This window comes from bacterium 336/3, assembly GCA_001281695.1.
Taxonomy (GTDB): Bacteria; Bacteroidota; Bacteroidia; order Cytophagales; family Thermonemataceae; genus Raineya.
Map to the genome: position 1 here is coordinate 1,028,566 of LJIE01000001.1, position 17,001 is coordinate 1,045,566.

The window sequence follows — 17,001 nt, forward strand, 5'->3', positions numbered from 1 at the left end:
AAAAGCTATCCAAAAGGATAGCTTTTTTATTCATATAGGTTTAAGAAGCAAAATTTTTATGTAAGTCTATTGATAGTTTTGCTTGAGGTATATCAAATTTATTTGCAAAATTTTGCAAAATGCTGTTTATGAGTTGTAAATCTGGATGTTCAGCTACTATCCAAACTTTAAAAAGAGCCTGAAATTCATGATACTCTACGGTAGGTAGAAACTCAAGTGTAAGGCTCTCATCTTGTTCAAGTTCTACAAATAAACTGATGATATTTCCTTCTAACCAACCGATACTTTGTGTAAGTATGGGCAAATCATTAGTTTTTATTCTGATTTCAAAGTAGATATGATTTGGTTTATTGATTATTTCAATTTTATCCAATAAACTTTCCCAACTTGATTCATTGGCTGGCTTTTTAGTAATACTATGAGCACGATTCAGTTCTGCTTTGATACGCTTAAAAGTGCTTCTTGTAACATTTCTTGCACTATTAAAACAAGGTTCTATATTAGTAATAATGGGCATTTTATCACGCTTTGTGCTTGCTTTATATGCTTTACCTACTTGCGTAAGTGCTACAACTTCTTTCCAATCATGCTGGGCATACATTTTAAAAAAGAAAGTCATAAAATTTTCTAAACTAAGTGGTTTTTCGTGTTTTAAGTAAGCAAGAAGTGCATTTATCACCAAAATAGTCCATGAATAACTTCCTAAATATCCCCAACCATTGCCAACTAATCCTCGTGCTTTTGCCCATGCTCGGACAACTCTTACATACAATCTAAACTGTTCAATGCTTATTACTTCTTGAATAGTTTTTAATATGTACGTAGCTTCTAATATACCTGACAAGATTTGCCAACTGAGTGTATCAAACTTGGATTGCTGACGTAATAAAGCGGGTAAGGAAAATACAACAGGAAAAATAGGGGATTGAGCCACTAAAATATCTATGGCTACTCCATTGATAACTAACTTCAAAATAGGTACTTGAGCATCTTCTACCAAACGTACAGAAGTGGCAAATAAACTCAGAATCTCTTGTAGTTTGGATAGAAAGAAAACTCTTTCTACATCTTTGGGGATAATACAAATAATATCTATATCACTTTGTGGTGTGACAATGCCCAGATAAGCAGAACCCATTTGCTCTACCTGTACAGTTTGTGGAATAGCATCCAAACAAGCTTGTTGGATAATCTCTAAAACTATTTCACGGTTTTGTTTATCTTGCAAAGTGAGTGGAGGCATAAAAATTTCTATAGGCATCTGCCAAGTAGGTGTCACCTTCGTAAATTTTTTTTGACCCAACACCACCTTATAACGAATTGAAAAAGGGGTATCTTTCTCTCTACTTTGCAAAACTATTTCTGAAACTTGAGTTTTGAGAGGTTTCCATAAAGGTATTATTTTTTGTAAATTTTCTAAAGAATCAAACTGTCCCAAACTTAAATGAGGTGTGAAACCATTTGGTTTATTGCTTTGCTCATCACAAGTAGGAAAAAGTTTTTGTAACCTTGCTTGCAAAATTTGAAGTTGATGTATAGCCTTTGTATCAGGCTGTAACCAAGCCGTAAAGCTCTGCCTATGCTCAAAAAATTGCACACTTTGTAATTCAATCTCAAAAGATTGTAAATCTGCTACCGCTTCAGCTATCAAAACTGCAGCTTCTTCAAATAAAGCTTCTGAGATAAATCCATAAATTAAAGTAATATGAGGCAACCATCTCTCATATTTGCTATCATGCAAAGCACGAATTTCTTGAATATTCTCCATTTGAGGTGGAATCCATACAAGAGCACTATGGTAAGTAGGTTGAGCTTGTGCAAAATAATTAGGTAAGATTTGTGAAGTATTACGCTCTATCCCAACCAAAAGCCCAAAATGATCAGAACAAAAAAAAGGTTTACCTGCCAATTCTGCAAAAGGCTTTGTGGCAAAAAGTTCTGCCTGCTTTGTCTGCCACTGCTGGCTTTTGAGATGTAAAGCATCCAATCTACGTACTCGTTTAGTAGGTGAAAGAATATTAGCCAAAGGATTGACTTCAGGATTGTATGTATAACCATCTTTATCTGTCCATGCATCTATAAATCCCTTACCTGCTAACAACTTTGTTTGCTCATCCACATCAGCGTTAAAATCACCCAATATCAATGCATCACCTTGAACAGTATTAAACCAATCAAAGAAAACTTGCATTTGTTGTGCTCTTTTTTGGGTTGAATTATTGCTCATATCTGAAGTAAGATGCACCGTAGCTACATAAAATGGAGTATTTGCTGTTTGGAAATGTGCTACCAACAAACGTTTATGCTTTGAAAAGAGATGCTCTGTAACGATAAAAGGAAATTTAGATAAAATTATAATTGTATCTTCTTCAAAAACCTCAGTAGTGGGTAAATCTGATATAAAATATTTTTTTGCCCAATCCTGCTTCAATAGTTCCTGATAAAAACCTCTTGTAACTTCCTGCAAAGCTATAATATCTGCTTTTGAGCTGGCTATTTCTTTTATTATGGCAGGGAAACGCATATTTGAATAGGTAAGCTCTGGGTTATGTGTATCTTTTAGCACATTCCAACTAAGTAACACTAATTTCTCTACATCCAAGGTAGGAGGTAAAGTAGGTATTTCTTGCCATTCATTTTGAATTAAACCAATACAAGGACGATGCTCAAATGATAATTGTGTATCACCCTGAAGAATGATTTGAGTATTGAAAGGAGTTTCAGCCTGTTTCCATGCAAACTCAGGTAATTTTTGATCTTTGAATAAATCTATACGATTTTTTCTATCCCAAACGGTTACTTCTTTACATCGTATATACACTACTCTATGCCATGGAATATCACCATCAGGATTCCAGTCTAATAAATGTTTTTCTCTAATGCCTGAAGCAGATATTCTATCTATAAATCCAATCCAAAAGTGTTGTTTGTCTAAGGCATCATCCCACAAAATACGGCTATAAATCACATGACTTTCCGTAAACTTCTCTTTTTTATTCATCTGCATAGTGATTAAAACATGCTAAATTACGCAAAATAGGAATAATATTGTTAAAAGTAATCTGAAAGCTTCTAATGGCACAATATATATTATGGACAAAGTTTTGTTATCTATAAAACAATAAATTTGGCTTAGCAAGAAGCCAAGCCAAATTTAATTTACTATTGCTCAATTTATTCTGCGAATTAATACAATAATTTTATAAAACTCTCATCCAATACTCCTGAAGGATAAACTTGTTTTTGTTCTTGTATTTTCTTGATGGCTACTTCTGTTTCATCGTTAAAGAATCCATCTATTAAAATAGTTATTCCTTTTTGATTAATTAGTTTTTGAACTTCCCAAATGATGGCATCTCTATCGCCTTTCTTAAACACTTTACCCATTATCATGCTATGAACAGCATATTGTTTTTCCGAAATTCCATGTTTTTCTATGTAAGCAATGGCATCATTATTAAAGCCTTGAGCTTTTATTTTTTGCGAATTGATAAGTTTTGCTTCTAAAAATTTAACCCTACTCAACATTTTTTGATATGTAGTAGAAGCATTTATAGACTGGATATTGTCGTTTTCTGGAAATAAAACATCTACACCATGATTTACCCATTGTTCTCTGGCAAAATTCCCTAATTTAGTTGCTGTTTCAAAATATTCTAAAACTAGCTTTGAATCGTAGTAATTTATATCTATATCTTTAGTATTTATTACATAATCATAAGCATTTTTTGAAGAAAACTTACGGTAGTTTTTTACTTGAAAAAATACAAGAACTCCAAGTAAAAGGATAATTAAAAAAGTAAAAACACGTTTCATCTCGATATAATACAGTTTTTTTATAAATCAGAAAATAAAATCTTACATATTTTTTGCAATTTTATATAAATTTCTTACACTTGCAATAAATATAAACAAATAAGACAATGAATCAACCTTTTGGTAACCCATTCGGTAATCCTTTTGGCAACAAATAATAAAGGATTAGTCTATTGTAGCAATCACCTTTAGTTCAATAGCTATAGGTGTGGGCAAGGCTGTAATCCCTAAAGTTGTTCGACAAGGCAAGTTATCCTTGAAGTATTCAGCATATACTTTATTGTATGTGCTGAAATCTTCTTTCATATTGGTTAGAAAAACCGTTACATCCACTATTTTATCCCAAGAAGAGCCAGCATCCTCCAAGATGTACTTTATATTTTGGAAAACAGAATGGCATTGTTTCTCAATATCATAATTAATAATATTTCCTTGTTCATCTAATTCTACACCAGGTATTTTCTTTGAGCCTCGTTCTCTGGGTCCAACACCTGAAAGAAATAGCAAATTCCCTACTTTACGAGCATGTGGATACAAACCCACAGGTTCAGGAGCTTTTGAACTATTGATGAGATGATTGTCTTGTTGCATAGATTATTATGGCTAAGTGTTAAAAAAAGCCCCCAATTTTCATTTGGAGGCTTGTAGTAATTTGTATTGTAGAGCCTGATTAATCAGGTTTATCATCAAAGAATTTGTTATTGTTGAGTATTTGGCCATCTTCATCCAAACTAAATTTTGACATTTTTTTCTCTGAAGAATGTGAATTATCATCTAATTTCACATTATGCCTCAAATAAGCAGGAACATCATTTTTAGTTTTGAAGTCATCTGTATTTTCAGTGTAAGATGTACTCAAGCTTTTTAAAATCTCTTCTCTTTTTTGTTTATTTTTAAGAATTTGAAGCTTCTTTAATTCCATTTCAGAGAGTTGTATTTCCTCGTCCAACGATTTAGCTTCTTCATTAATGGTCTTTACCTTATCAGGATTGTTGAGGTCATAGACAACTTTTTCAACTTTTTTCTCTGTTTGAGGAGTATTTTCAACAAGTTTTGTTTTAGAATTTACAACAGGTTCTAAAATAAACTCCCTTGTCTCTTCTTCTTTTGTCTGTTGAATAGGTTGTATATTCTGTTTGGGGGTCTCAACACTTACTTCTTGAAGCTGTTTGCCAGTTTCTAAATCATGAATAATTTTTTTTTCTATCTCTTGTACAATTGGATATACTCCACCATCTTCTACACTAAATCCAGTGGCAACCACAGTTACTCGGATAGCATCGCCCAATGTAGAATCTATACCAGTACCCCAAATAAACTCAGATGCTTCTCCTGCTTTTTCAGTTACATAATCTGTAATCATTGCAAATTCATCCATTTGCAATTCTGCTTTATCAGAAGACATAATAGAAAGCAAAATCTTTCTTGCACCTTTGATATCTCTGTTATTGAGTAATGGCGACATCAAAGCTTCTTCTATGGCTTGTAAAGCTCTGTTATCTCCTTCGGCTTTAGCAGAACCCATTACAGCTGTACCAGAGTTACGCATTACAGTTTTCACATCTTCAAAGTCCACATTTACATGGGCTTGAACTGTGATAAGTTCTGCAATACTTTTTGCGGCAGTAGTAAGAACGTTATCTGCTTGTGCATAGGCTGCTGACATGGTCATTGTACCAAACATTTCACGGAGTTTGTCATTAGAAATGACAAGCACTGTATCACAATACTTTCTAAGTTCTTCTATACCTTTGTTGGCTTGGTCAATTTTCTTTTTTCCTTCAAAGCCAAAAGGTGCCGTAACTATACCTACAGTTAGAATATCTAAATCACGAGCTATTTGAGCAATAACAGGAGCTGCTCCTGTACCAGTTCCTCCACCCATACCAGCTGTAATAAATATCATTTTGGTATAAGAGCTTAAAAGCTCTCTAATATCCTCTTTACTTTCTATGGCTGCTTCTTTTCCTCTTTCAGGGTTTGCACCAGCTCCCAAGCCTTCCGTAAGAGCAATACCAATTTGTAATTTATTGGGTACAGGGCTCGCATTCAGAGCTTGAGCATCTGTGTTACAAACAATGAATTCCACATCTTTAATCCCACGATTAAACATGTGATTTACAGCATTGCTACCGCCACCTCCAACACCTATTACTTTTATAATAGATTTTCCTTGTAAATTCTGCTTAACGAATGTATAAGACATACTGCTCTTTTAATATCAGTTTTGTAAGAATAACAAAAAATACGCAAAAAACTAAGAAATGTTCGATTTGTTTCTAAGTATTTTTTGGCTGTTACACAAAAATTCAAGTTCAAAATAACCGAATAATCACAAAAAAACAAAATTATTTAGAAACATTTTTTTTAATAAATTATAAGTAGTTTGAAATATAAAGTTTAAAAGTTCATTTCTATTATAAAACGCAAATAAAAAAAGATAAAAAAACAGAAATCAAATATGAAAAAAGACTTTATATTGCTTTTCAATTAAATATAAACTTAAAACCATCTATTATGAAAAAATTAGCAATTTTTATGATTTTTCTATGTTCTTTGGGTAATGTGTTTGCTCAAGATAGTATAAGTATAGTTAAAAAAGACACATCTTATTGGAAAAAAACAGCTCAATTAGGGTTTGGGTTCAATCAGGCTTCTTTCTCTGATAACTGGAAAGCAGGTGGTATCAGTTCTATAGCTTTGGGAGGTTTTTTTAATGCAAATGCTAATTACCTGAAAGATAAAATATCTTGGGATAATTCTATTCGGACAGAATATGGTATTGTAAAAAATAAAGGACAGAATTTACGCAAAAATACAGACCGTATTCTTATAGATTCTAAATTTGGTTATAAAATCTCAAAATCATGGAATGCTTTTGCCTCACTTAATTTTCTAAGTCAGTTTGATGCAGGTTTTGAGTATAATAAAGTCTTCAAAGATGCCAATGGCAATGTAGTATCCACACAAGATAATCTGATTTCTAAGTTTTTTGCTCCAGCATTCTTAACAGAAGCAGCAGGTTTTGAATACAAACCTGTTAAGTACTTTTGGGCTCGATTTGGTATAGCCAGTATGCGTCAGACTTTTGTAATGGAAGAGCGATTCAATAATAACAGAGCTTTGGATTTGAATGGTAATGGCATTATCAATGAAGCTACAGATGGTTTTGACCCTAAAGTGAATTATGGAGCAAGTGAAGGTGAAAGTTTTAGAAATGAACTGGGTTTGATTACAATAGAAGCTGATTTCAACAAAGAAATTGCTAAAAACTTGATATTTCAAGCTCATTATTGGTCATTTAGTACTTACAAAGACCCTGCTGCAACAGATATGCGTGTAGAGGCTACTCTCATAGCAAAAATTAATAAATTTGCCAATGTAAAACTATCAGGAATTTTGCTTTACGACCAAGACCAAGACCTTAAACCACAATACGCTCAAGCCCTTACTCTAAACTTTTCAATGAATTGGTAAATAAGAAAATAGGGTAAAAGTTTGAATTAATCTTACACCAATTAGAATTTTTACCCTATTTAATTTTTTTGGAGTTTATAGATAAAAATAAAAATATTAGCTAACTTGAGCATAATATTTATTTTTAGTTCAAAAATACATCACAATGAATCTTTATAATTACTTTGTAGGGTTTTTTCTTACGCTTTTTCAGACGCCAGACCAGAAAGTAGAAGCAATTTTCAATACTCTTTCTGATGAAGAAAAGGTTGCCCAGATGATTGTAACAGCAACTGGAAAACTGGGGAAACCCAAAAAAGAAGTGTTGGAACTGGTTAAGAATCAGAAAATTGGAGGGATTTTGCTTTTAAATGGTACAAAAAACGAGTTCAAAAAATATGTAGCTGAATTCAATGAAATTGTAAAAAATAATAAAGGAATACCTCTCATTTATAGTGCAGATGCAGAGCCAAGCCTAATAAATTATAAAATAAAAGGTACAAAAACGGTTAAAGCGACTTCTCTTTTACAAGATACAACGGAGTGTAAAGATGCCACATTGTCCATTTCCGAAGACCTTTTGGATATAGGAATTCTTCAAAATTTTGCTCCTGTCTGCGATTTAACCACTAAAAACGTAGCCATTGGCAATCGTAGTTTTGGAAGCGATACCTCAAGAGTAATGACACTTAGTGAGGTTTTTATCAATACATCGCGTAGTAAAGGCATTATGGCTACTGCCAAACACTTCCCTGGGCATGGTTATGTGAAAGGAGATACTCACAAAAACTTGGTATATATTGATGGCGAATTAAAAGAATTAGGTGTTTATAAATATCTGATTTCTAAAGATGTACCATCTATTATGGTAGGGCATATTGCTGTGAAAAATAACCCCAAATATGATACACAAGGTTTACCAGCTACTTGCTCAAGATTAATTGTAACAGACTTATTACGAAAAGAATTAAGTTTTCAGGGTATTATCATTACAGATGCCATGAATATGGGAGGGGTACAAAAAGTTAAAAATGCGTCTGTAGAAGCTGTAAAAGCAGGTTGTGACATGATATTAATGCCTGAAAATGAGGCTCAACTCATTAAAGATGTGGTAGAATTGATGCAAAAAGATGAGTTATTCAAAGAGCAAATCTATGATTCTGTGAAAAGAATTTTGCGTTATAAAGTGGCATTAGGTTTGCTGTAAAATAGAAATATTTTTAATTTTTTGCCTAAAACCTTACAGCACTCTTTAAGAAAAGAATTTGCAGTTTTTGAAAGTTTCATATTTATTCACTAAATTTTGGGAAAATTAAGCAAAAATACATTTACGCCATTAAAAACAGCAAAAAAGTTTTATGAGTAGAGCCTTACTTTATCGTATTTTTGGTTTGATGCTTTTTGTAAGCATTGGACAAAGTGCCTTAGGGCAAGGGATACGTAATTACGCCCATCACCCGATTTATATTTATAATTTCTGCCGTTTTACACAATGGCCTGATGTAAAAACAGAGATTACCATAGGGGTTTTAGGAAATACTCCTTTATATCAAGGTCTGCAGAGAATGGCTGCCACCAAAAGTACTTATAACTTGAAATTCATTATCAAAAAGTTTAATACACCTGCCGAAATAGTAGGTTGTGACGTTTTGTTTGTTCCTTATGCTTCCAATTTCGATATCAAACAGGTTTATCAGAAAATAGCAGGTAGAAACGTGATGCTTATTACTGAAGATGAAAAAGTGAAAGATGTTACTTGTTTTAATTTTATAGTCATGGAAGGAAAACTGATGTACCAAGTGAATAAACAACAGTGTGAGAAATCAAAACTCAAAGTTTCTCAAAAATTATTGAGTCTAGGAATTTTAATCTAACAGATATTATCAAAAGAAAAATGAGAAGTAGAAAGTCTACTTCTCATTTTTTTATATATTTGCTTAAAAAAGAGAATGGTTGATAGGAAAATATATATCATCAGTTTTTTATTGATATCTTTTATTACAAAAGCTCAGATAGGAGGACGTAAATCGTTTGAATATCTTAATCTCTCAGCAAATCCAAGAACAATGGCTGTGGGTGGAGTAAATAATTCTCTTTCACATACTGATGCCAATATGTTCTTGAATAACCCTGCTCTGATAGATAGTTCTATGGCAGGCAATGCAACCTTTAATTTTAGCTCGTTTTATACAGGAATCCCTCATTTTTTGCTGACTTATGGACACGATTTTGGAGGCAGTGTGGGGACTATAGGCATGGGACTACAATATATACGCTATGGAAATATCCAAGAAACTGATGAAGCAGGTAATGTAATTGGTGAATTTTCGGCTGCCGATTATGCCATCACCACAGGAAAATCTTTTGAGTCAGGAAATTTTAGGTTTGGAGTAAATATGAAGTTTATAGGCTCAAATATAGCCTCTTACACAGCTTTTGGGCTGGCTACTGATTTGGGTGGGGCTTTTGTGCATCCTATTAAAGATTTAAAAATAGGTTTGACAATTAATAACTTAGGATTTTCTTTCAAAAATTATTTATCAGGTAATAACCTAAAAATGCCCTTTGATGTGAGATTAGGAGTTTCTTTTAAACCTGAACACATGCCACTCCGTTTTTCGGTTACTACTCATAATCTTTATCGCTGGGACATAGCCTATAACGACCCTGCATTTTCCAATACTATTGACCCCTTTACTGGACAAACTCAAACCAAAAAAATTAGCTTTACAGATAAATTGTTCAGACATCTTGTATTTGGAACAGAGCTATTATTGAGTAAAAACTTTCATTTGCGTTTTGGGTATAATCATTTAAGAAATAGAGAACTCCGCTTCTCTGAAGCTACAAGACTTGCAGGCTTTTCTGGAGGGTTGGCATTTAAGGTAAAAGGTTGGGAATTCGCCTACTCAAGAGCCAGTTTTAGTGGTAGAGCAAGAAGTTTTATCGCTTTGAGTAAAAATATTCAAAGTTTTTTCAAAAAATCTGAATGAAAATCAAGATATTTCCAACCAAATTAAGTATTAAACTACGTCAATCAAACAAGCAAATTATATGGCTTACAATTTATTAGCAGGAAAAAGAGGAATCATTACGGGAGCTTTAGACGAAAACTCTATTGCTTGGAAAGTAGCTCTTAGAGCAAAAGAAGAAGGTGCTACTTTTACACTTACCAATGCACCTGTGGCAATGCGTATGGGTAAAATCAATGAACTGGCTGCTCATTGCAACACTGAGGTAATTGGTGCTGATGCTACAGTGGTAGAAGACATTGAAAACTTATACACAAAATCTATGGAGCTTTTGGGTGGTAAAATAGATTTCGTTTTGCACTCTATTGGAATGAGTCCTAATGTTCGTAAAGGCAAAGACTATGGTGATTTGAACTACGATTGGTTACAAAAAACCTTGGATATTTCAGCTCTTTCTTTTCACAAAATGCTTCAAGTAGCTGAGAAATTAGATGCCATGAATGAATATGGTTCTGTTTTGGGGCTTACTTACATTGCTGCCCAACGTACTTTCCCTGATTATTCGGATATGGCACAAGCAAAAGCTTTGTTGGAGTCTATTGCTCGTAGTTATGGTGAGCGTTATGGACGTTTGAAGAAAGTTCGTGTAAACACGATTTCTCAATCGCCTACTAAAACAACAGCTGGTATGGGCGTTGGTGGTTTTGATGCATTTTTTGATTATGCAGATTTGATGTCACCACTTGGCAATGCTTCTGCTGAGGCTTGTGCAGACTACTGTATTACGCTATTCTCTGACCTTACAAAGAGTGTAACTATGCAGAATTTATTCCATGATGGAGGTTTCTCTTCTATGGGTATCTCTCCTGCTGTAGTAGAAAGATTGAGTAAATAAAACTCATTTTATAATATTTGAAAAGTTGCTACTCGGGTGTTTGGGTAGCAACTTTTTTTGTTTTTGTGAAAAGAAACAGAACTTGTAAAAAAATATTTGCAGAATGTAAAAAGGAGTATTTTTTCTTATATTGGCAATGATAAACTATGTTTAATTCATTTTAAAATACTCAAAAATATGGACGGTATCGAACAATCTTTTGAAGAAGTTTTTAAAGAAGCCTATGAACAAGAAGAGTTTAATGGTGTGGTAGTAGTAGCTCATCAGGGAGAAGCTCTTTATGAGGAAGCTTTTGGAATAGCTGATATTGAAACGGAAGAAAATTTAGCAGTCAATTCTATATTTAACCTTGCATCTGTAAGTAAACAGTTTACAGCTACTTGTATTATGCTTCTTTACGAACAAGAAAAACTGGACTATGATGATGCAATAACTACATATTTAACCAATTTACCTTACGATAATATTACGATTAGACATTTATTAAATCATACATCTGGGTTGCCTGATTATGAGGATATTGTTGAGGAATACTGGGATGGAGATACAGAAAAAGATTTTTTTACAATAAAAGATTTATTAGAAATTTATTCGGGAGAAGAATTAGAGCTAGATTTTGAACCCGAAGAAAAGTACGAATACTCCAACACTGGTTATGTCTTTTTAGCATGTATTGTTGAAAAGGCTTCAGGGATGTCTTTTGAAGATTTTATTAAAAAATATGTATTTGAACCTTTGGGTATGAAAAACTCATTTGCATGTAGAAAACCAAATAAAACACCTAAAAAAGCAGCACAAGGTTTTACTACAAATGATGATGGTGATTATGAAGATTATACTTATAATTATTTAGATGGATTGGTGGGTGATGGAAATATCTTTAGTTCAGTTTCAGATTTAGTTATTTATGCACACGCTCTCATAAATGGCGATTTATTAAGCCAAGACACACTTGATGAGGCTTTTACACCAGCTACCTTAGCTAATGGAAAGAAAACTACTTATGGATTTGGCTGGGAATTAGAAGGAGAAGGTTTCATAAGCCATGAGGGAAGTTGGGAAGGGTATAATACTTACTTAGGTATAGATTTAGAAGATGGATATGTATTTGTTGTACTCGATAATGGCGATCATCCTGATATTGCTGATTTGGTGGAAGAAGCGATGGAAGGTTTTTATGAGTAAAAGATTTTACTAAAAAATAACAAGCTACTTGAATATTCAGGTAGCTATTTTTTTTATATTAAGGTTCACTAAAATTATTAAAGTTATGATACCAAATATTTTTAAATGGGCAACAAGTGAATTATCCCAAGATGCTTTTTTTGCATGGCTATTGGAGTGGGCTGATGGTAATAATTATGAGTATAATTTACCTTTAAGCAATATATCTAAAGATATAATAAGATTATTCATAGGTAAAATAAATTATGAAATACATAAAGTTGAAATATGGCGTCAATGGGTAAATATTGATATTACTATTGAAGTTAATGATGAGTATGCTATTTTTATAGAAGATAAAAAATGGGCTGGAGAACATAGTAATCAATTAGAAAAATATAAAGAAATTGCCTTAAAAGAGTATGCAAATAAACACCATCAACTAATATTTATTTATCTAAAAACAGAGAATGAAAGTATGTATAAATTGAAAAAAATAGAAGAGAAGGGGTATAAAATAATAAGCAGAAGTGATTTATTAGAACTTTTTACAAAAGAAGAAATAGTTAATGATATTTTTATTGATTTTAAAGATTATTTGATGGAAATAGAAAATCAAACAAAATCTTATAGAAAACTTGAAAATGTAGTTAATAATGGGAGAGCTTGTCAAGGTTTTTACATGGAAATTCAGAATTTGTTAGGTAAAGGTACTTTTTCAGATTGGGGATATGTTCCTAATAAATCTGGAGGTTTTTTAGGTTTGTGGTATCATTGGAAGAGTGCACATAAAATAAATGAAATACACATACAAATAGAAAATTCATTTCATTCAGAAGATAATATTAAACTTGTAATTAAAATAGCAGATTATGAAGGAGATGCTAGAACACTCTATCAAATATTAAATCAAATAATACCCGTAGCCAAAAAAAATGGTTTAAACTTAATAAAACCAAATAAATTTCGTGTTGCAGAAAAATCAACATTAGCTATTGTAGAAAATGCTTTTAAAAAAGATAATAATGGAGATATTCTTATGGATAATTTTTATAAAACACTTAAAAACTTAGAAAAGACAATAGATGATTATTGCATTCAATATCCCGCCTGATATACTCAATAATTTCATTTGCTAAACCTCTCAAAAAACTGTATTTTTACTAAAAAAATCCCCAATATGTCTGAGATAATTCCTTTTACACATTTGCATTGCCATACACAGTTTTCGTTGTTGGATGGAGCGGCGAGTATCAAAGAAATGATGAAAAAAGCCCAAAAAAATGGGATGAAAGCCGTAGCCCTGACAGACCATGGCAATATGTTTGGAGCTTTTAAATTCGTAGCCGAAGCCAATGCCCATAACTTAAAACCCATTGTAGGCTGTGAGTTTTATTTGGTAAAAGACAGACACCTCAAGACATTCAAAAAAGGAGAAAAAGACAAACGTTATCATCAACTATTATTAGCCAAAAATCCAGAAGGGTACAGAAATCTTGCAAAACTGTGTTCTTTGGGTTTTATTGAGGGCTATTATTCCAAATACCCTCGTATAGACAAAGAACTTTTGGTACAATATCACAAAGGACTGATTGCTACTTCATGTTGTTTGGGGGCGGAAGTTCCACAAGCAATTATGTATGAAAGTGAAGAAAAAGCAGAAGAACTCTTGAAATGGTGGATAGATTTGTTTGGGGACGATTATTACATAGAACTCCAAAGACACCATTTGGAGAATGTAAATGGCAAAGGGATGAGCCAAGAAGATGTAAACCAAACCCTTTTACGTTTTGCCAGAAAATACAATCTCAAAGTAATAGCCACCAACGATTCGCATTATGTAGAAGAAGAAGATTCCAATGCTCACGATATTTTGTTGTGTATCAATACAGGAGCGAAGGTTTCTGACCCAAAAGCCAGTGATGAAGAAAGTAGCAAAGGGCGTTTTGCATTTCCAAATAGTCAGTTTTATTTCAAAACACAAGAAGAAATGAATAAGCTATTTGCAGATGTACCTACAGCTTTGGACTATACCAACGAAATTTTTGATAAAATTGAAAATATTAAGCTCAAAAGAGATGTTTTGATGCCCAATTTCCCTCTTCCACAGGGCTTTAATACACAATTTGATTTCTTGAGACATCTTACTTTTGAAGGAGCAAAATACAAATATCCAGCTCTTACATCTGAGATAGAGCAACGCCTCAATTTTGAGTTGGAAGTCATGCAGAAAATGGGTTTTGAGGGTTACTTCTTAATTGTACAAGATTTTATCAATGCAGCCAGAAAGTTAGATGTGGGCGTTGGTTTGGGGCGTGGCTCTGCTGCTGGTTCGGCTGTGGCATATTGTATTGGTATAACCAATATCGACCCTATCCAGTATAATTTACTTTTTGAACGTTTCTTAAATCCAGAGAGGGTATCCATGCCCGATATTGATACTGACTTTGATGATGAAGGAAGGCAAAAAGTAATTGATTATGTAGTAGATAAATATGGTAAACACCAAGTAGCTTCTATTATTACGTATGGTACAATGGCTGCTAAAATGGCAATCAAAGATGTGGGACGTGTGCTTGAACTGCCTCTGGAAGAAACCAACGTACTCGCCAAACTGATTTCTGATAAACCAGGTACAAAATTAAAAGATGAATATGGAAAACCTGAAATTAAAGCTATTTTAGAAGAAGGTGGACTGAGAAGTAAAGTGCTTAAAGAAGCATTGATTTTAGAAGGCTCTGTACGAAACAGAGGTGTACACGCTGCGGGCATCATTATTGCCCCAGATGATATTACGAACTATATTCCTGTTTGCACAGATAACGAGTCTGATTTGTTTATCACTCAATTTGATGGAAAAGTTATTGAAGATGCAGGAATGCTTAAAATGGACTTTTTGGGACTAAAAACACTCACGATTCTCAAAGATGCTATTAAACTTATCAAGAAAAATAAAGGGGTAGAGATAGATATTGATAAAATTCCTTTGGATGATTTGAAAACTTTTGAACTCTACCAAAAAGGTGAAACAGTTGGTACATTCCAATTTGAATCTGAAGGGATGCAAATGTATTTGAAGCAACTCAAGCCTACTAATATCGAAGATTTGATTGCTATGAATGCCTTGTATCGCCCAGGTCCTATGGATTTTATTCCTTTATTTATTGATAGAAAGCAAGGCAGAGAAGCAGTCGAATATCCACATCCACTGTTAGAATCTATCCTGAAAAATACCTATGGTATAATGGTCTATCAGGAGCAGATTATGCAGACTGCTCAGATTATTGCAGGCTACTCACTTGGAGGAGCTGATTTGCTACGTAGAGCAATGGGTAAGAAAGACAAAGAGAAAATGGCAAAAGAGCGTGAGAAGTTTGTGAAAGGAGCTAAAGAAATTAACAACATAGACGAAAAGAAATCCAATGAAATATTTGACATTATGGAACGCTTTGCTGAGTATGGTTTTAACCGTTCTCACTCAGCAGCATATTCGGTAATTGCTTATCAAACAGCTTATTTAAAAGCTAATTACCCATCAGAATACATGGCTTCGGTGCTTACTCACTCTATGGGTAATATTGAAAAAATTACTTTCTTTTTGGCAGAGTGTAAAAAACAAACTTTAGATGTGTTGGGTCCTGATATCAATGAAAGTTATGCAACTTTTGACGTGAATAAGCAAGGTAAAATACGTTTTGGTTTGGGAGCTATCAAAGGAGCTGGAGAGGTGGCTGTTGCCAATATGATTGAAGAAAGAGATAATAATGGGGAGTTTAAAAGTATTTTCGATTTTGCAGAGAGAGTAACATTACAATCTGTAAACAAAAAAACATTTGAGAGCTTGGCTCAGGCTGGGGCTTTTGATTGTTTTAAGGAGGTTTCAAGAGAATCATATTTTACACAAGAAGATGGAACAACTCTGATTGAAAAAATTATCAGATATGGAAACGGAATTCAAGCAGAGAAAAATAATTTACAGCAATCTCTTTTTGGTGGTGGAGCTAATAACCTAATTCCTACACCCAAACTACCTCGAAATGTAGAGGCTTGGGGCGAAATGGAGCGATTAAACAAAGAAAAAGATGTGGTAGGTTTTTATATTTCGGGGCATCCATTAGACCAATACCGAATAGAAATGAATCATTTGGTTACTTGTAAACTATCTGATATACAAAATTATAGAGATAAAGAAATTTTTGTAGGTGGGATTGTTACAGAAGTACAAATGAAACAAGCCAAAAATGGTAATTATTTTACATTGTTTAAAATAGAAGATTACGAAAGTAGCACTCAGTTAGCTCTTTTCGGCTCTGACCATGCAAAATTTTCAGGTTTTGCTCAACTCAATAATTTCTTGTTTATCAAGGGAAAAATGCAAAAACGTTGGGGTAATGAAGACCAGTACGAGCTTAAAGTTCAAAACATTGAGCTTTTGAGTGAAGTACGTGGTAAAGCCATTAAAAATATTCATTTGCAAGTAGATTTGCAGTTTTTATCAGAACGTTTGGTCGCTGAACTCGAAACACTTCTACAAACCCATAAGGGCAAAGTGCCTCTCAAAATGACACTTTTTGATAGCCAAGAAAAAATAAGTATTCAAACTTTTTCTAAAAAATATGCAGTCAGTGTAGAAAATACACTTTTAGAAAGTTTAGAGCATTTGGATGGTGTGAGTTGTAAAATATTGTAAAATGGTAT

The 17,001-nt window shown here is 33.3% G+C and carries 11 protein-coding genes and 1 pseudogene; 8 read left to right on the forward strand and 4 right to left on the reverse strand.

All coding sequences use genetic code 11. From position 1 onward, the window contains the following. Window positions 1-40: 40 nt before the first annotated feature. From AD998_04925 to AD998_04940, 4 genes are all read right to left on the reverse strand, one after another. Window positions 41-3,001, reverse strand: coding sequence for a hypothetical protein (locus tag AD998_04925; protein ID KOY85581.1), 2,961 nt, complete (start codon window positions 2,999-3,001; stop codon window positions 41-43). Window positions 3,002-3,186: 185 nt separating this feature from the next. Further along, window positions 3,187-3,816 (reverse strand): hypothetical protein, encoded by a 630-nt coding sequence (locus tag AD998_04930; protein ID KOY85582.1) that lies wholly within the window; start codon window positions 3,814-3,816, stop codon window positions 3,187-3,189. Window positions 3,817-3,981: 165 nt separating this feature from the next. Further along, window positions 3,982-4,407: a 2-aminomuconate deaminase gene (locus AD998_04935; protein KOY85583.1), complete on the reverse strand. Its 426-nt coding sequence runs from the start codon at window positions 4,405-4,407 to the stop codon at window positions 3,982-3,984. Window positions 4,408-4,486: 79 nt separating this feature from the next. Continuing rightward, on the reverse strand, window positions 4,487-6,022 hold the full coding sequence (locus AD998_04940) for a cell division protein FtsZ (GenBank protein ID KOY85584.1): 1,536 nt from the start codon (window positions 6,020-6,022) through the stop codon (window positions 4,487-4,489). 311 nt (window positions 6,023-6,333) lie between these two features. Between AD998_04940 and AD998_04945 the strand changes: the two genes are divergently transcribed. The 8 genes and pseudogenes from AD998_04945 to AD998_04980 all read left to right on the forward strand — a co-directional run bounded on the left by AD998_04945 (window position 6,334) and on the right by AD998_04980 (window position 16,993). Then, entirely contained in the window at window positions 6,334-7,293 is a 960-nt protein-coding gene (locus AD998_04945) for a hypothetical protein (GenBank protein ID KOY85585.1), read from the forward strand. A 190-nt stretch (window positions 7,294-7,483) separates the two neighbouring features. Beyond that, window positions 7,484-8,479, forward strand: a pseudogene (locus AD998_04950) (hypothetical protein). Between the two features lie 151 nt (window positions 8,480-8,630). Further along, the gene (locus AD998_04955; GenBank protein KOY85586.1) at window positions 8,631-9,146 is read left to right on the forward strand and encodes a hypothetical protein; all 516 of its coding nucleotides are present in this window, start codon (window positions 8,631-8,633) and stop codon (window positions 9,144-9,146) included. Window positions 9,147-9,221: 75 nt separating this feature from the next. Continuing rightward, window positions 9,222-10,265, forward strand: a complete 1,044-nt coding sequence (locus AD998_04960) for a hypothetical protein (GenBank protein ID KOY85587.1) — start codon at window positions 9,222-9,224, stop codon at window positions 10,263-10,265. Between the two features lie 61 nt (window positions 10,266-10,326). Beyond that, window positions 10,327-11,139 carry an enoyl-ACP reductase gene (locus AD998_04965; GenBank protein KOY85588.1) on the forward strand — a complete coding sequence of 271 codons (813 nt, stop codon included), beginning with the start codon at window positions 10,327-10,329 and terminating at the stop codon, window positions 11,137-11,139. Window positions 11,140-11,256: 117 nt separating this feature from the next. After that, entirely contained in the window at window positions 11,257-12,324 is a 1,068-nt protein-coding gene (locus AD998_04970) for a hypothetical protein (protein ID KOY88061.1), read from the forward strand. 85 nt (window positions 12,325-12,409) lie between these two features. Beyond that, on the forward strand, window positions 12,410-13,417 hold the full coding sequence (locus tag AD998_04975) for a hypothetical protein (protein KOY85589.1): 1,008 nt from the start codon (window positions 12,410-12,412) through the stop codon (window positions 13,415-13,417). A gap of 66 nt (window positions 13,418-13,483) precedes the next feature. Beyond that, a complete protein-coding gene (locus tag AD998_04980) occupies window positions 13,484-16,993 on the forward strand; it encodes a DNA polymerase III subunit alpha (GenBank protein ID KOY85590.1) in 3,510 nt (1,169 codons plus the stop codon). Window positions 16,994-17,001: the final 8 nt, after the last annotated feature.